This window comes from Burkholderia sp. Ac-20392, from assembly GCF_017104585.1.
Classification (GTDB): Bacteria; Pseudomonadota; Gammaproteobacteria; order Burkholderiales; family Burkholderiaceae; genus Burkholderia; species Burkholderia lata.
On record NZ_JAAGPB010000194.1, the window covers coordinates 1 to 14,991 of the forward strand.

Consider the following 14,991-nt stretch of genomic DNA (forward strand, 5'->3'; position numbering starts at 1 on the left):
TTCCTCCCGACCGTCGCGGCCGCGACGGTCGGGAGGATCGCGCGCAGCGACGTGCGGTGCGGCGGCGCGGCGGTGGCCAGCGCGCGGTCGAGTACCGGAGCGCGATCGCTCATCGCGTCCTCCGTGCCGTGTGGCGGTCGAGGTGGCACGCAGGCAAGGAGGCGTCGCCGCCGAGCGCACTGCGCAGCAGGCTGAATCGGTTCATCTGACGGGTTTCCGTAGAGCGGAGGAAGGACGCCGGTTGCCGATCGACGTCCGGCGCATCGTCGAATCCGACAGAAAACTAGCATCGACCTGCTAACGAATACAAATAATAACCATCGCTTTTTTAACAACCATTCGTGTTAAGCGACGATCCGAACGGCGCGGCCCGCCGCCCGACGCGTTGCTGAACATATATCTAAATTTTTTGTTTGCAATCGAACTAATATCATTTCGCAATGCAATGACGGTCTCCTAGTCTTGTCGAGCGCTGCGCCCCGAGGACGGCAAAGCGCGGCGGTAGTGCCTACCGCTTATCGACCCCCGATCTTTATACGAGAGACCTATGACCTATCTCGCAGATGAACGCATCGTTTTGACGGCAGCGGAATCCAGTCACATCCGGAAGACGCTCGGCGCACTGGCCTATGATCCGGCCGGCGGCGCGGGCTACATCAGCGCGGTGCGCAAGCTTGCCTACAACGCGTTTCCCGACCGGATCGTCGACGCGTTCGACCGCGCGAAGGCGCCCACCGCCGATGCGCACGGCTCGATCGAGATCGACAACCTGCCGATCGACGACGACGTGACGGGCAGCCCGAGATTCGAGGAAACCGGCCGCTCGTTCAAGGCCGGCGTGTTGAGCGAGAACGTGCTGGTCGCCCTGAGCACGCTGGCCGGCGAGCCGTATTCGATTGCGCACGAAGGCCGCGAGCTCGTGAACAACCTCACGCCGCACAAGGCGACCGCGCGCGACTATACGGGCCTCGGCTCGGAGGTCGAGCTCGATTTCCATATCGAGAACGCCGCGCAGGCGCACATGCCGGAAGGCGATACTTCGCCGTTCGCGTTGCTGCTGCTCGGCGTGCGCAGCGAAGCCGGCGGCGGTCCGTACACGCGGCTCGCCGATGCGCGCCGCGCGCTGGAGCGGCTGTCGCCGGAGGACATCGCGCAACTCTACGGTGAGCACTACATCATCCGCGTGCCTTACCGGTGGCGCGGCGCGGCACCGACGCCGCGCGACAACACCGACCTGAGCGCCGTGCTGTCGGGGCCGCTCGATGCGCCGCGCGTGACGGTCGCGTTCTATCCGGACATGGTGCTGGCGGTCAACACGCGCGCGCAGGAGGCGCTGGCCAACCTGTATCGCGCGGTGCGCGAGGTGTCGTTCGGCGTACAGGTGCAGCCGGGCAAGCTGGTGCTGATCAACAACCATTTCACGCTGCATTCGCGCGACCGCTTCGATCCGCAATACGACGAGAACGACCGGGCATTCCGCTGGGTGCAGCGCGTATTCGTCGCGCGCAGCCTGTGGAACTTCCGCGCGTTCACGCCGCTGCAGGCGCGCGTGTTCGATCCGAAGGCGCTGTATGCGGGCGAATCGCAGGCGGCGAACCCGTCGCCGGTTGTGCAACCGGCAACGCAACGCGCGGCCACGGCTGAACTCGAAGCGACGCCCGCCTGAGCGGGCCGGGAACGCCAGGCGGAGACGGGCGGTGAAAACCGTTCGCCCCGCCCGCGTTCGGTACAGGTTTCATCGAACAGGAAGGAATCCACCAGAAATGAGAAGAACCGCATTTCCCGTTGTGCGCGTCGCGCGCGTGCTGGCCGCCGTCCTGATCGGCGGCAGCGTTGCCGCGCAGGCCGCGACGTTCGACCTGAGCCCCGAGCAGCCGGGCCGGCAGCGCGGCGCCGTGAACCCGGCGGTCGAGCAGGCATTGCCGGCCGGCTTCCGGTTCGCCGAGGCGAACGCACTGACGATCGGTATCGCGCCGAACCTGCCGCCGCTCAGTACCTATGCGACCGATGCGCGAACGGTAGTCGGCTTCGATCCCGATCTCGCGCAGCTCGTCGCGGACAGCATCGGCCGCAAGCTGAGGATCGTGCCGCTCTCGTGGGCCGACTGGCCGCTCGCGCTGCAGTCCGGCAAGGTCGACGCGGTGATCTCGAACGTGACGGTGACCGAGCAGCGCAAGGAGAAATTCGACTTCTCGACCTACCGGAAGGATCAGCTCGGCTTCTACGTGAAGAACGGCAGCCGGATCGCCGCGATCCGCGAGCCGAAAGATGTCGCCGGGCTGCGCGTCGTGACCGATTCGGGCACGAACCAGGAAAAGATCCTGCTCGAATGGAACCGGCAGAACGTCGCGCGCGGCCTCGCGCCGGTCGAGATCCAGTATTACGCGGATGCGGCGGAGCGCTGGGTCGCGCTGCAGTCGGGGCGCGTCGACACGATCTTCAGCGTGAATTCGATGCTCGCGTACCAGGCGTCGCTGCGCGGCGACGCGAAGCTGATCGGCACCGTGAGCGGCGGCTGGCCGCGCACCGCGGACATTGCGATCACGACGCGCAAGGGCAGCGGCCTCGCCGAGCCGCTGACGGTCTCGATCAATGCGTTGATCGCGAACGGCAGCTACCGGAAGGTACTCGGCCGCTGGAGCCTCGATGCCGAGGCGATCGAGCAGTCGCAGACCAATCCTCCGGGGCTGCCGCGTACCTGAGCCGCCCGAGTGCCGCTTGACGCGACGCTCAGGTGATCGGCCACTGCAGAATCACGATCCCGTCGTTGTAGTCGGCATCGGCGCCGTCCTCGGCGCCGAGCCAGCCGAGCCAGACGGTGTCGCCCGCGGACAGCGGCGCGAGGCGCGCATCGGTCGCGGATGGCCTGCCGTTGGCCGAGGCCGCGATCCGGATCTTGCCGCCCTTCGAGTTCAACGTGAACAACCTGACGCCGTCCGCGCTGTTGCCGACGAACGATGCGGCCGGTTCCGGTGCATCGTCGATGAAGAGTTTCAGGTCCTGCCGGTCGGCGGCATTCGCGTAGAAGATCGCCTTGAACGCGGTATTCGGCGGCAGCGTGAAGTTGCCGTTACGATCCGACGACGGCTTGAAACCGGGCTGCTTCGTGTCCGGCTGGCTCCCGGCGATCTCGATCGACGTTTCCCAGCGGAAATAACCCGATACGGCGCCGTCGCGGTCGCACACGGCGAAATCGGCCGTGCACGTGGTTGCGCCCGCGGCCAGCACGTCGCTGCGCCAGTAGTGATCCTTCATCGGCCGGCACGACGGATGCAGCAGGTCGTCGGCATCCGGCACGGGCGCGGCCGCATCGCGTACCTCGAGTTCGATCGGCGCGACGATGCCCGCATCCTTCAACGCGAACCGGATGAACAGCACGCTCACCTCGGCGCGCAGGGCCAGCGCGGTTTCGCGCAGGTGCAGCTGATCGCCCGGCGACAGGCCGGTAAAGAGGCGACTGTCGTTGTGGCCGAGCTGTGCATCGCCGCCGGGGCTCACCACATAGAGGTGCCGGCCGTCGATCACGGTCGGTGCGGCGGGGTCCCGGCTCGCCTCGGGGTAGGCCGACAGCAGCGTGACGGCGTCGACGATCACGAGCACATCGCAACGAAGACCAGACATGAGCGCTTCCTCCGCATCAATGGGATGACGCGGGCAGCCGCCGCGCGGCCGCCCGCCTGCCGCGATCAGTTATGGATCGAGATGAACGGATCCCAGGAGAAGCAGCCCTGGCTCTGGCAGTTGCGATCGATGATCTGGAACTGGAAGTGGTAGGTCACGCGGCCGACCTTCAGGCATTCCGACGACCAGTAGTAGTTCGCGACCTTCTGGCAGGTCGGCACCTCGGGCTTGCTGGTGTTCGGCACCGGGATGGACGCTTCCGCGACGCGCGGCGTCGGCGTCGAGATCAGTTCGTTGCCGACGTTGCCGACGAACTTGTAGAACACCACCTGGTTCTCGAAGCCCAGCGACAGGCTCGTTTCACGCCAGCGGATCAGGTCGCCGACCTGCGCCTTCAGGTCGAGTTCGCCGCCCGCCTGCCCGGAGATGACGTTGTCCTGGTTGGTCACCATATAGACATAGCGCCAATCGATCAGCGTCGGCGCGGCCGGATTCTTGCTGGGATTCGGATATTTTTTGAGGATGGTTTCGGTATCGAAAGAGACGAGCACATCGGTGACGCGTGACATAGAAGCTCCCGTTTGAATGAATGGGACTTATTGTTGCGCGAATTTCTTCGTGCAGTCGCCATCGCCTTGTCCTGCAAGGCTTTGTGCCGATCAGGGCACGTGCAGTCGAGATGGCGAATGCAGGTTATCCCGTTCGGTTAATTCGGGGAGCTGTAAAAGTAAACAGGGTATTTAATATTGTTTCAGATCGTAATTTTAAAATCGGAATCAATCGATTCGATGCGTTGCGTAAATATGACGATGTTGAATCTGTTAATTGAATGGCCGATTATCTTCGGGTGCGGCGGGGGAAAGACCGCTTACCGGTAGGTCCACAGCCGGTGCAGCGCGAACGTGGTCGGCGGAACCAGCAGCGCGATCGCGACGATGCTCATCGCGCGGGACGCGTCGAGCGCTTCGGCCGCGCGCGCGAGCAGCATCGTTTCGACGAAGCCGGCCAGCGTGACCGCGAGAAAGCGCACCGCGTTGCGCGTGCGCACCGTCGACGAGAAGCTCCACAGCGTATTCGCGAGATACGAGAACGCGGTCGCGCAGAGGAAGGCGAGCGCGTTCGCCGTCACCAGCGTCGCATCGAACTGCGCGAACAGGGCTGCCGCGACCAGCGTGTGGATCGCGGTCGAGCCGAGCCCGGACACGCCGAAGCGCACGAGCCGCGTGCGCTCGGCATGAAGCAGGGCGATCATGGCCATCGGCGCGCGTCAGCGTGCGCCGACCCGCGCACGGGTCGCCTGCATGCGCCGGCGGGCGATCTGGCGGCGCGCATCGCGTGCGACCGGCAGTTCGATCACCTTGCTGTGCACCTGGTAGCGGCGGCGGATCAGGTAGACGGGCCGTTGCTTCGACTCGTCGTAGATCCGCCCGATGTATTCGCCGACGACCCCGATCCCGATGAGCTCGATCCCGCCGATGAACAGCGTGACCGAGATCAGCGACGCGTAGCCGAGCACCGGATTGCCGAACAGCAGCGTGCGGAAGATGATGAACGCGCCGTACAGGAACGCGAGCGCGGCGATGCCGACGCCGATGTAGGTCCAGCTGCGCAGCGGCACGGTGCTGAAGCTGGTGATGCCTTCCAGCGCGAAATTCCACAGCTTCCAGCCGGAGAACTTCGAGTGCCCGGCACTGCGCGGGTCGCGCTGGTATTCGACGATCACGGTACGGTAGCCGACCCACGCGAACAGCCCCTTCATGAAGCGATGCCGCTCGGGCAGGTTGCGCAGCGCGTTCACGACCTTGCGGTCCATCAGCCGGAAATCGCCGACGTTCTCCGGCAGTTTCACGTCCGACAGCAGGTTGTGCACGCGATAGTAGATCGCGGCCGCGGTGCGTTTCGCGAACGAATCGCACGCACGGTTGCTGCGCTTCGCGGCGACGACTTCCGCGCCGTCGCGCCAGTGCTCGATCATCACGGGAATCAGGCTCGGCGGATCCTGCAGGTCGGCGTCGAGCGGGATCACCGCGTCGCCGAGGGCTTCGTCGAGGCCGGCCGTGAGCGCGGCTTCCTTGCCGAAGTTGCGGGTGAGATCGATCACGCGCACGCGCCGCTCGCCCGTGCCGATCCGGATCAGTCGCTCGAGCGTGTCGTCGCGGCTGCCGTCGTTCACGCAGACGATCTCGAAGCGGATCGCGTCGATGGACGTCATCAGCGGAATCACGACGTCGAAGAAGTGCTCGACGGCCTCGCCTTCGTTATAGAACGGCACGACCAGCGAGATGAGCGGTGTGTAGGGTGGTTCCCGCATGATGATTCCCCTTGTGATGTCGTTTCACCGATGCGCGCCGATGGTCGGTCGGCCGGTGCGGCGCAATCCGTACGCCGGGCGGTGGTGCGTTCTGGCCTGATGCGTGAACGCGGTTTCGGTCGAGTGATCGCGTGCGTCCGGCATCGACGGCACGTCGCGTCGTTCCCGGTCGATCCGGCCGACGAGCAGCCCGAGCGACGCCAGCGTGACGAGCGGCATGAACTGGAACGACAGATGCGGCACGACCGCGAGGCCCGCGAGCGGCATCAGCCACAGCAGCATCAGCCATTCGCGATCGAAACGCCGCCAGCCGTGCGTCCACGCATAGCGTGCGTACCACGCGATCACGATGCCGTACCAGGTCAGGTCGTAGTCGTACAGATAGGGGCTGACGAGCAGGCAGGCGCAGGCGAGGGTCGCGGCGCGCAGCGCGTACGAGCATGCGCCGCGCCATGCATAGACGACGGCGATCGCCGCGATTGTGGCGGACAGTAGTTGCAGGCCGCTGGCGACGATCGCGGGCCAGCCGGCCATCCTTGCGAGCGCGAACACGGACGGCATGCGCCCGAGCTTCGCCTGGCCGGTGCCGACGATCGCGTAGACGTTGTCGATCACATGCGCGAACGTCAGCCACGGGCCGAACCCGAACGCGAGTGTCGAGAGCGCGACGCTGCACGCGATCGTCGCGGCCCATGCGGCCAGTGCGCGCCATTGGCCCGCGCACAGCAGCGCGAGCGGGAACAGCACCGCGAGCTGCGGTTTCATCGTCAGCAAGCCGAAGCAGATCCCTGCGTACACGGGGCGGCGGTTCAGCGCGAGCAGGCCGGCACCGGCGAGCAACGCGGTGAAGAGGCTGGTCTGTCCGACGATCACCGTGAGGAACGCGCCGGGGAACGCGAGCGCGCACAGCCACGCGGCGCCGCGCTGCACGGTCGCACGGATCGTCGCCGCGAACAGCACGTACGTGAGCCCGAGCCACAGCACGAGCGCCAGCGTGTACGGCAGCCAGCCGAGCGGCAGCACGAGCAGCAGCATGGACGGTGGATAGAGCCACGGCAGCGTGCCGTCCGCAAGCGACATCGTCGGGATCGCGAGCTTCTGGACCGCGAACAGCGCGGGAAAATGCCATGCATCGGCCGCATGCCCGTGCGCGGCGAGCCACGCGGCGCTCCAGATCGGCGAGAAATCCTGCGACAGCGGTTCCAGCGCGCCGTTGTGCGACAGGAACACACGGATCACGTAGATGCAGATGAACAGCAGCTCGGTCGCCAGCGCGGCGCTCGCATAGAGGCGCACGCGTTCGCGATTGAGCCAGTGCGGGTAACGGCGCGGGCCCGCGATCGGCAGTTCCGGATGCACGTCGGCATCCGGGTGCGCGTGGCGCGCGGACGGTGACGATCTCATCGTGCGCTCCCGGACGCCAGTGCCGTGCGACGCACGACGACGAACAGCACCGCGAGCAGCACGAGCGGCCCGATTTGCGGCAGCTTCATCAGCCGGTTGAACATCTCGAAGATCGGCAACAGCCACGCAAGCACGATGATGCCCTGGTCACCCGGCAGCCAGCCTTCATCAAGGCCGTGTGCGATCAGGCAGAAGATCGCGATGCCGAGCCACGTCAGTTCGTAGTTCCACAGGTACGGCGTGGACAGCAGTGTGGCGACGGCCAGCACCGCGCCGCGCAGGCGCATGTCGCGGGTGCGGCGCCACACGTCGACGGCCGCGGCGAGAGCGAGCAGCGCGATCGCCGCTTGCGCGGCCAGCGCGGTTGCCACCGGCATGCCGGCGAGCCGCAATGCGGCGAACGGCGTCGGCGACGCGAGCCAGTACGACGGGAGCATGAAATGCTGGTCGCGCACCGTCGACAGTGCCTGACTCAACCCGTGCAGTGAGCCGGTGCCGGCCAGCGCGATGCCGGCGGCCGCGAACAGGGCCGCGGTGATCGCGGCCGCCGCGAACGTGCGCCATGCACGTGCCGCGATCAGCACGACCGGGAACACCATGGCCAGTTGCGGCTTGATCGCGAGCAGCCCGATCAGCACGCCGGCGACGATCGGGCGCTTGCCGAGCAGATGCAGCGCGAGCGCGGCGATGCCGGCGGTCAGGATGCTGTTCTGGCCAAACAGCGCGGCCATGCATACGGCGGAATACGCGACCACGACGAGCGCCGCGGCACGCGGCACGGGAAGATGCGCGCGCAATCCCGACAACCGCGAGACGGCGAGCGCGTAGCATAAAAGACTGCCCGCGAAAAAGAGGATATATGCGGGCAGGAAAGGCACAAGGGCAACCGGAGCGATGAACAGCAACATCGTCGGCGGATAGAGCCAGGGAAGCGGCCGGTGCTGCAGATACGCACCGAAGTGCGCGAACTCGGCCTGCAGGAATGTAGAGGAGTCGTAGACCGATGCGGCGTGGCCTTGCAACACCAGGTGCGATGCGGTCCAGAAGACCGAGAAATCGACGCCGGGGAGGGCGATGGCGTTCGACGTGAAGCCGTTCGTCACGATGCCCCAGGTAACCAGCAGCGCAGCAAAGAGCATCAGCATGATGCAGCTGTACGGAATGATCCGGTCGGCTGTCAGCCATTGAGCGCGGCGTATTGCACGCCCGCGCATTTCGCGGTTGGCTGTGTACATGATTCCCCGTCTGTAGTGGAGGCTGCTTGGGTCATCGCAGCCGTTTCATGTTGTGTGTCGTGCCTGCGGATCGAATCGCTCTGAAATGGCGTTGTCCGGTGAGTTCATTGTTGAAGAAAAAATCGCGTGTTGCAAATCACCCGTTGAAAGCCGGGATTGAGTTTGACTGGTGAAGGGCGTGAAAACGGGATTTTCTGGTATGAGAAATCCACGCGGACGGATTTTATGTTTCTGCATTGAAACATTCCGTCATTTCGACCGGCTGGGCATCCCGCCGATCCGGTAAAACGCGACCGGCTTCGCGCGTTCGGGAAAATCCCGAGCAGAAATTTTTGCTCCTTGTCGCAGCGCGGCTGCGGGCGTTCCGGCTTACAACGCTTGCGGGAAAACATATATCAAATTTGAAACATTTTCGGCGCCGTGCCGCCGAACGGGAACCGCATGCATCGCCGAAACCCTTGACAGGCCTGGATTTCGTCTCGGGTGGCCTGCTCTTTGCGTAAGCGTTGGCACGGCAGTCGACGAGGTGACGACCGGGCGGTTCCAGCAGAAGACGGACGGAACCAGCTTCGGAATCACCTGCGGAAAGGAAGGCCGGAGCGCGTCGGGGAACACGCAGCTCCAGGTCGATTAACCGAGCAAGACTTCGTCGAATGACCAACGAGACCCGGTATCGTCAGGGCAATAAGAAATCGGCATGGCTGTATATGGGGAATAAAAATGAAAGACCACAGCACATTGCGGCTCGCAAACCGCGTTAAAGACACATTGCAGATTTGCCGGGAGTTTATCTCCCGTTCAACTGGATTCCATGCGTCGAACGGCCGTCGTGCCGTTCCGGTCGATCGGATCATCCGGTTCATCCGGCCGGTCGCACCGTACACGCCTCGTTCGCTCTCTGCGTCACTGATACCCGTTCGTGCGGACAGGGGTGTGCATCCCCGTTCCCGCAGCTGAGCGTCGCGTTCCGATTTTTCGAGTAGTGCCGGTGGTGCCCACCCCCGACGTCATGATCGACGAAGGGAATTAAATAGCAGTCCGAAAGGAGAATGCTCATGTCAAGAATGATCGAAAAGATCGCGTGGTTCATCCAGGACCAGGACGGTGTGACGGCCATCGAATACGGCCTGATTGCCGCACTGATCGCGATCGGCATCGTCGTCGCGCTGACGACGATCGGTACGGATCTGAAGACCGTATTCAGCACGGTCGCCGCGGATCTGGACTCGATAGTAGCGGGCATCTGATGGATGGTACGGCAAGCGAATCATTCAACTCGTTTGTCTGCACCACACGGCATTAACGACATTCCTCGACGTATCGATGCACGGTCAACCGACCAGCCGGCACGCGAGGACCATGAAATTCACTACGCAAGGAGATCATCATGTCCAAGTTCATTCAACAAGCCAGCCGTTTCGTTCGTGACGAAGATGGTGTCACCGCCATCGAATACGGCCTGATCGCCGCACTGATCGCAGTCGGCATCATCCTCGCGCTGTCGACCATCGGGAAGGACCTCAAGACCGTGTTCAGCACGATCGCGGCCGACCTGGATTCGGCGGTAGCAGGCCTCTGATGGATCGTGCCGTGGGCGGCTCGGCCGGTGCAGCGTTCGAGCCGTCCCCGGCGATCTGATCAACCGGGAACCGGAGACCATCATGCGAGCCACGATGCGTGTCGTACGCCGCTGGATCAGCGACGAGCAGGGCGTGACGTCGATCGAATATGCATTGCTCGGCGCGATGTTCGCCGTCGCGGTGCTGGGTAGCGTCGTCACGCTGAAAGGCTCGCTTGCCGATACGTACGAGGTGATCGCAACGGCCGTCACGGCCGCGGTCGCCACCGCGCTGGCAATGGTTTCCTGATCCACCGATTCCATCGATTCGACTGCGAGGTTCGCCATGCTACCCGTTGCGCCGCCTTACCCGGTTCCGTTGTGCGTGACGCTGCTCGCGGTCGCCGCGGCCAGCACGGACATCGCGACCCGCCGCATTCCGAACCGTCTCGTCCTGCTCGGCCTGGCCGGTGCGCTGGTTTCCCAGTGCATGTTGCACGGCGTCCTGGCCGGCGTACTCGGATGGCTCGCCGGTGCCGCGACCGGCTTCGCGCTGCTGTTGCCGTTCTACCTGTTGCGCGGCATGGCGGCCGGCGACGTGAAGCTGATGCTCGCGATCGGCGCGTGGGTCGGCGCGGAAATGACGTTTTACATCGTGCTGGCCACCTTCGTGGCCGGCGGGATCGGCGCCATCGCCTACGCGCTGCTGCGCGGGCGGATGCGCCAGATGTGGGCGAACGTGCGCGCATTGATTGCGCGGCGGCGCTCGCAAGGCGCGAGCGCCGAGGCCGCCGGCAGCCCCGTCGAAATCGCATCGGTCGGCACGCTGCCGTACGGCGTGGCGATCGCGGCCGGCACGCTGGGCATGCTGTTCGCATCGTGCGCATAGCGCGACGCATCCGCAACGAGGACGGAACGATCATGAACACGAACCACACCGAACCGAGACGCGACGCGCAGGTGGCACGGCTGCCCGATCCGTTGCCGTCGCGGGAAGTGCATACGAAGCTGGGCGCCCAGTTGCCGGCGGCGCCGCGCTCGCTCGAGGAAACCGGGTTGAGCATGACGTTCGTCGCCGGCCTCGTGCTGAAGTCGACGCTGATGCTCGGGCGCCCGTCGTACGGCGACCTGGTCGAACGGCACTGCCTGCCGCTCGCGGTGCTCGACGACGTCTTCGCCTTCCTGGTGCGCGAGCATCTCGTCGAGCTCACCCATCGCGGCGCGACCGATCTCGACGTGACGTTTCGCCTGACCGACGCGGGCCGCGTGCTCGCGCTGGAGGAACGGTCGCGCAGCGGCTACAGCGGGCCCGCGCCGGTGACGCTCGATGCCTATCTCGAGTGCCTGAACGCGCATTCGGTACGCAAGCTGCACATCAGCCAGGACGAAGTGTGGGCGGCCTTCGAAGGCATCGTGATCGACACGTCGGTGCTCGATGCGGCGGCTGCCGCGCTGAACGCGGGCCGTCCGCTGCTGATCTACGGTCCGGCCGGCAGCGGCAAGACCTTCCTCGCCGAGCGGCTCGGCTCGCTGATGCATGGCCGAGTGCCGGTGCCGCACGCGATCTGCGCGGCCGGCGAAGTGATCCAGATGTACGACCCGCTCGTCCATGTCGACGCGGGCGTACAGTCCGGCGGCCAGTCGGTCGATCGCCGCTGGCGTCTGTGCAAGCGGCCGGTCGTGATGTCGGGCGGCGAACTGACGCTCGACGAACTCGACCTGCGCCGCGACGAGGCCGCCGGCTTCTACCAGGCGCCGCCGCACATGAAGGCGAACATGGGCATGTACGTCGTTGACGATCTTGGCCGCCAGCGCGTCGAGCCGCGCGACCTGCTCAATCGCTGGCTGCGCCCGCTCGATCGCGGCGTCGATTTCCTGACGCTCGAATCCGGCAACCGCTTCGTGATGCCGTTCGATGTCTGGCCGGTGTTCTCGAGCAACCTGTCGCCGGACCAGCTTGGCGACGACGCGTTCCTGCGCCGCCTCGGTTCGAAGCTGCACGTCGGTGCGATGTCGATCGACGACTACCGTGCCGTGTACAACGCGGCCTGCGCATCGCTGGGACTCGTATCGGCGAGCGATGCATTCGACTACCTGCTGCATCGGCTGCACCTGCCGACCGGCAAGGCGTTTCTCGCCTGTTTCCCGGCGGACCTGCTGCGTCTCGTGGCTGCCGGCGCGCGTTACCGCGGCGATCCGCCCGAGGTGACGCACGACGCACTGTACGACGCGTGGGCGAGTTATTTCGGCGCGGCACCCGAACGTGACGGCAGCCATCCGCCGCCTGTCGAGCGCGGTGGCCGTACGTTCGTTACCGGTTGAGCCGTTTCTTTCACGATTCGTCGAGGAGCATTGCCATGAAAAACAGTCGAGCGGTCATGATGCTGGTCGTCGCGATGGTCGCGGGTCTTGCCGCGGTCGTGTTCGCGTCCCACTGGCTGGTGCAGACATCCACGAGTTCGGTCACGCCGGTCGCGGTGGCCACCACCGACCTGAACCTGGGCGAACCGCTCGGGCCGAACCAGATCCACATGGTCAGCTGGCCGTCGGGCAGCGTGCCTACCGGTGCGTTCACCGATACGAAGGGGCTCGAAGGGCGCGTCGTGCGCACCAGCCTGTCACGCGGCGAGCCGGTGATCGAGTCGAAGCTCGCGCCGGTCGGCACGAAGGGCGGGCTGTCCGCGGTCATCGCCGACGGCAGCCGCGCGATCACGGTGCGCGTGAACGACGTGGTCGGCGTCGCCGGCTTCGCGCTGCCGGGCAACTACGTCGACGTGATCGTCAACACGCAGGAACAGCAGGGCAAGACCGACGGGCAAAGCATTTCGAAGATCGTGCTCGAGCACATCCTCGTGCTCGCCGTCGCGCAGCAGGTCAGCCGCGACGACACGGCGCCGAAGGTGGTCAACGCGGTGACGCTGGAAGTCACGCCCGACCAGGCCGAACGCCTCGACCTCGCACGCAGCGTCGGCACGCTGTCGCTCGTGCTGCGCAACCAGGTCGACCAGAAGACGCTGAACACCGACGGCGCGACCAAGCTGACGCTGCTCGGCAAGGAGCCCGCACCCGAAGCGGCGCCCGCACCGGTCCGTGTGAAGACGGTCCGTGTGCACGTCGCCTCGCACGTGGCGCCGGAAGTACGGCGCGACTGCGTCGGCGTGCTGACGGGCGTGAAGGGCAGCGTCGAGTGCTTCTGAATCAATTCACTGCAGCCACATAAACGGCCGCCGGCATCGCGCGGCGGCCCTGGAAGTCGATAACCGGCACGGCGCCGGTCTCTCGGGGGATCAGACGAAATGAAGATCAAACCGCAATGCACAGGTACCGGCCCGCTGCGGACGCGCGTGGCACGGGGCACGATGATGGCCGCGATCCTCTGTTCGGGATGGCTGACCGTTTATAGCGCACTCGCGCAGGAAGGCATCGAGTCGGCCGTGCTGACGAAGGGCGGCGCCAGCGCGCCGGCCGCGGTCGGCAAGGGGCCGATGCAGATGACGATCAGCATGGCGCCGGTGGCGGCCGCCGCACCCGCCGCATCGGCGGGGCCGCTGCGCGGACCGAACTGCGTCGGCGCCGTGCGCGAATCGACGAGTGTCAGCGTGCCGCTCGGCAAGTCGCTGCTGGTGCCGATGCCGGAGCCGGTCCGCAATCGGACGATCGGCAATCCGGCCGTCGCGCAGGCCACGATGGTCTCGCCGCAGACGCTGTACATCCTCGGGCTCGCGGTCGGCACGACCAACATGATCGTGCAGGGCAGGAGCGGTGCATGCCGCGTGATCGACGTCGCGGTCGGTGCGGACGCCGGCGGCCTGCAGGCGTCGCTGACGCAGCTGATGCCGAACGAGCGCGACATCCATGTATCGACCGCCGCCGGCACGATCGTGCTGGCCGGCACCGTGTCCAGCTCGATGGCCGCGCAGCAGGCCGTGCAGATCGCCCGTGCGTATGGTGACAGCGCGGGCGATCCGGCGGGCGGCGGCAAGGCGGGCGGCGGGGTGCTCAACATGCTGAACGTCACGTCGCCGCAGCAGGTGATGCTCGAGGTGAAGGTGGCCGAGGTGTCGAAGACGCTGATCAACCAGATGGGCAGCGCGCTCAACATCCAGGGCGGGTTCGGTTCGTGGAGTGGCGCGCTGGTCAGCAACCTGCTCGCGGGCGTCGCAACCGGGATCGCATTCAGCAAGGCGAACAACAAGCCGTTCAACCTCGCGGCCGACGCGCAGAACACCGACAACCTGGTCAAGATCCTCGCGGAGCCGAATCTCGTGACGATCAGCGGCCAGGAAGCGACGTTCCTCGCCGGCGGCAAGATCTTCATCCCGATCCCGCAAAGCAGCGGCAACGGCACGTCGTCGATCACGCTGCAGGAAGAGGAGTTCGGCGTCGCGCTGAAGTTCACGCCGACGGTGCTGGGCAACGGCCGGATCAGCCTGAAGGTCGCGCCGGAAGTGTCGGAGCTGTCGCAGACGGGGGTCACGCTGAGCGCGACCAACATCGGCGGCACGTCGATCCTGCCGCTGATCACGACGCGGCGCGCGTCGACGACGGTCCAGATGGGCGACGGCGAAACGTTCGCGATCGGCGGGCTGATCAAGGACAACGGGACCGGCGCGCTGAAGGCGCTCCCGGGTGTCGGCGAAATTCCCGTGCTCGGCGCGCTGCTCCGCAGTACCTCGTTCCAGCAGGACCGTACCGAGCTGATCTTCGTGATCACGCCGCACCTCGTGAAGCCGCTGCAGACCGCCGACGTGCCGCTGCCGACCGACAGCTTCTCGAAGCCGAACGAAGTCGATGTGTATGCGACGGGCAACATGGAAGGCCGCGGCGGCGTCCGCAAGCCGGGTGCACAACCGGCGAACGGC

General features: G+C 65.7%; 16 protein-coding genes. 9 read left to right on the forward strand and 7 right to left on the reverse strand.

The features are described 5' to 3' along the window. Positions 1-547 precede the first annotated feature (547 nt). Together G3N99_RS20770 and G3N99_RS20775 are read left to right on the forward strand one after the other, a co-directional pair. A complete protein-coding gene (locus G3N99_RS20770; RefSeq protein ID WP_174933121.1) occupies positions 548-1,666 on the forward strand; it encodes a TauD/TfdA family dioxygenase in 1,119 nt (372 codons plus the stop codon). A gap of 97 nt (positions 1,667-1,763) precedes the next feature. Continuing rightward, positions 1,764-2,702, forward strand: a complete 939-nt coding sequence (locus G3N99_RS20775) for an ABC transporter substrate-binding protein (RefSeq protein ID WP_206123346.1) — start codon at positions 1,764-1,766, stop codon at positions 2,700-2,702. A gap of 28 nt (positions 2,703-2,730) precedes the next feature. Here the strand turns inward: G3N99_RS20775 and G3N99_RS41975 are convergent, their stop codons facing one another. The 7 genes from G3N99_RS41975 to G3N99_RS20810 all read right to left on the reverse strand — a co-directional run bounded on the left by G3N99_RS41975 (position 2,731) and on the right by G3N99_RS20810 (position 8,808). After that, positions 2,731-3,621, reverse strand: coding sequence for an AidA/PixA family protein (locus tag G3N99_RS41975; protein ID WP_241011766.1), 891 nt, complete (start codon positions 3,619-3,621; stop codon positions 2,731-2,733). 65 nt (positions 3,622-3,686) lie between these two features. After that, entirely contained in the window at positions 3,687-4,190 is a 504-nt protein-coding gene (locus G3N99_RS20785; protein ID WP_011349899.1) for an inclusion body family protein, read from the reverse strand. 299 nt (positions 4,191-4,489) lie between these two features. Further along, positions 4,490-4,873, reverse strand: coding sequence for a GtrA family protein (locus G3N99_RS20790; protein ID WP_206123347.1), 384 nt, complete (start codon positions 4,871-4,873; stop codon positions 4,490-4,492). Between the two features lie 15 nt (positions 4,874-4,888). Beyond that, positions 4,889-5,932, reverse strand: a complete 1,044-nt coding sequence (locus G3N99_RS20795) for a glycosyltransferase family 2 protein (protein ID WP_206123348.1) — start codon at positions 5,930-5,932, stop codon at positions 4,889-4,891. Between the two features lie 24 nt (positions 5,933-5,956). Then, positions 5,957-7,336, reverse strand: coding sequence for a glycosyltransferase family 87 protein (locus tag G3N99_RS20800; protein ID WP_206123349.1), 1,380 nt, complete (start codon positions 7,334-7,336; stop codon positions 5,957-5,959). Beyond that, positions 7,333-8,571 carry a glycosyltransferase family 87 protein gene (locus G3N99_RS20805; RefSeq protein WP_206123350.1) on the reverse strand — a complete coding sequence of 413 codons (1,239 nt, stop codon included), beginning with the start codon at positions 8,569-8,571 and terminating at the stop codon, positions 7,333-7,335. The genes G3N99_RS20800 and G3N99_RS20805 overlap by 4 nt, the downstream gene beginning before the upstream one ends. A gap of 45 nt (positions 8,572-8,616) precedes the next feature. Further along, positions 8,617-8,808, reverse strand: a complete 192-nt coding sequence (locus G3N99_RS20810) for a hypothetical protein (protein WP_206123351.1) — start codon at positions 8,806-8,808, stop codon at positions 8,617-8,619. Between the two features lie 818 nt (positions 8,809-9,626). Between G3N99_RS20810 and G3N99_RS20815 the strand changes: the two genes are divergently transcribed. From G3N99_RS20815 to G3N99_RS20845, 7 genes are all read left to right on the forward strand, one after another. Next, positions 9,627-9,818, forward strand: coding sequence for a Flp family type IVb pilin (locus G3N99_RS20815; protein WP_174933108.1), 192 nt, complete (start codon positions 9,627-9,629; stop codon positions 9,816-9,818). Positions 9,819-9,958: 140 nt separating this feature from the next. Beyond that, positions 9,959-10,150, forward strand: a complete 192-nt coding sequence (locus tag G3N99_RS20820; RefSeq protein ID WP_111020645.1) for a Flp family type IVb pilin — start codon at positions 9,959-9,961, stop codon at positions 10,148-10,150. Between the two features lie 82 nt (positions 10,151-10,232). Then, on the forward strand, positions 10,233-10,439 hold the full coding sequence (locus G3N99_RS20825; protein ID WP_206123352.1) for a Flp family type IVb pilin: 207 nt from the start codon (positions 10,233-10,235) through the stop codon (positions 10,437-10,439). A 36-nt stretch (positions 10,440-10,475) separates the two neighbouring features. Then, a complete protein-coding gene (locus G3N99_RS20830; RefSeq protein WP_174933104.1) occupies positions 10,476-11,018 on the forward strand; it encodes a prepilin peptidase in 543 nt (180 codons plus the stop codon). Positions 11,019-11,050: 32 nt separating this feature from the next. Next, positions 11,051-12,451: an ATP-binding protein gene (locus tag G3N99_RS20835; protein ID WP_206123353.1), complete on the forward strand. Its 1,401-nt coding sequence runs from the start codon at positions 11,051-11,053 to the stop codon at positions 12,449-12,451. A 35-nt stretch (positions 12,452-12,486) separates the two neighbouring features. Continuing rightward, entirely contained in the window at positions 12,487-13,326 is an 840-nt protein-coding gene (gene cpaB / locus G3N99_RS20840) for a Flp pilus assembly protein CpaB (protein WP_206123354.1), read from the forward strand. 99 nt (positions 13,327-13,425) lie between these two features. After that, a partial coding sequence (locus G3N99_RS20845) for a type II and III secretion system protein family protein (RefSeq protein ID WP_206123355.1) occupies positions 13,426-14,991 on the forward strand: 1,566 nt, incomplete at its 3' end.

Excerpts from the sequence above, each read along its gene's own strand:
- G3N99_RS20770 (WP_174933121.1), top strand. The coding sequence starts at position 548 with ATGACCTATCTCGCAGATGAACGCATCGTTTTGACGGCAGCGGAATCC.
- G3N99_RS20820 (WP_111020645.1), top strand. The coding sequence starts at position 9,959 with ATGTCCAAGTTCATTCAACAAGCCAGCCGTTTCGTTCGTGACGAAGAT.
- G3N99_RS20795 (WP_206123348.1), bottom strand. The coding sequence starts at position 5,932 with ATGCGGGAACCACCCTACACACCGCTCATCTCGCTGGTCGTGCCGTTC.
- G3N99_RS20815 (WP_174933108.1), top strand. The coding sequence starts at position 9,627 with ATGTCAAGAATGATCGAAAAGATCGCGTGGTTCATCCAGGACCAGGAC.
- G3N99_RS20825 (WP_206123352.1), top strand. The coding sequence starts at position 10,233 with ATGCGAGCCACGATGCGTGTCGTACGCCGCTGGATCAGCGACGAGCAG.
- G3N99_RS20785 (WP_011349899.1), bottom strand. The coding sequence starts at position 4,190 with ATGTCACGCGTCACCGATGTGCTCGTCTCTTTCGATACCGAAACCATC.
- cpaB (WP_206123354.1), top strand. The coding sequence starts at position 12,487 with ATGAAAAACAGTCGAGCGGTCATGATGCTGGTCGTCGCGATGGTCGCG.
- G3N99_RS20790 (WP_206123347.1), bottom strand. The coding sequence starts at position 4,873 with ATGATCGCCCTGCTTCATGCCGAGCGCACGCGGCTCGTGCGCTTCGGC.
- G3N99_RS41975 (WP_241011766.1), bottom strand. The coding sequence starts at position 3,621 with ATGTCTGGTCTTCGTTGCGATGTGCTCGTGATCGTCGACGCCGTCACG.
- G3N99_RS20835 (WP_206123353.1), top strand. The coding sequence starts at position 11,051 with ATGAACACGAACCACACCGAACCGAGACGCGACGCGCAGGTGGCACGG.
- G3N99_RS20775 (WP_206123346.1), top strand. The coding sequence starts at position 1,764 with ATGAGAAGAACCGCATTTCCCGTTGTGCGCGTCGCGCGCGTGCTGGCC.
- G3N99_RS20810 (WP_206123351.1), bottom strand. The coding sequence starts at position 8,808 with ATGCAGAAACATAAAATCCGTCCGCGTGGATTTCTCATACCAGAAAAT.
- G3N99_RS20805 (WP_206123350.1), bottom strand. The coding sequence starts at position 8,571 with ATGTACACAGCCAACCGCGAAATGCGCGGGCGTGCAATACGCCGCGCT.
- G3N99_RS20830 (WP_174933104.1), top strand. The coding sequence starts at position 10,476 with ATGCTACCCGTTGCGCCGCCTTACCCGGTTCCGTTGTGCGTGACGCTG.
- G3N99_RS20800 (WP_206123349.1), bottom strand. The coding sequence starts at position 7,336 with ATGAGATCGTCACCGTCCGCGCGCCACGCGCACCCGGATGCCGACGTG.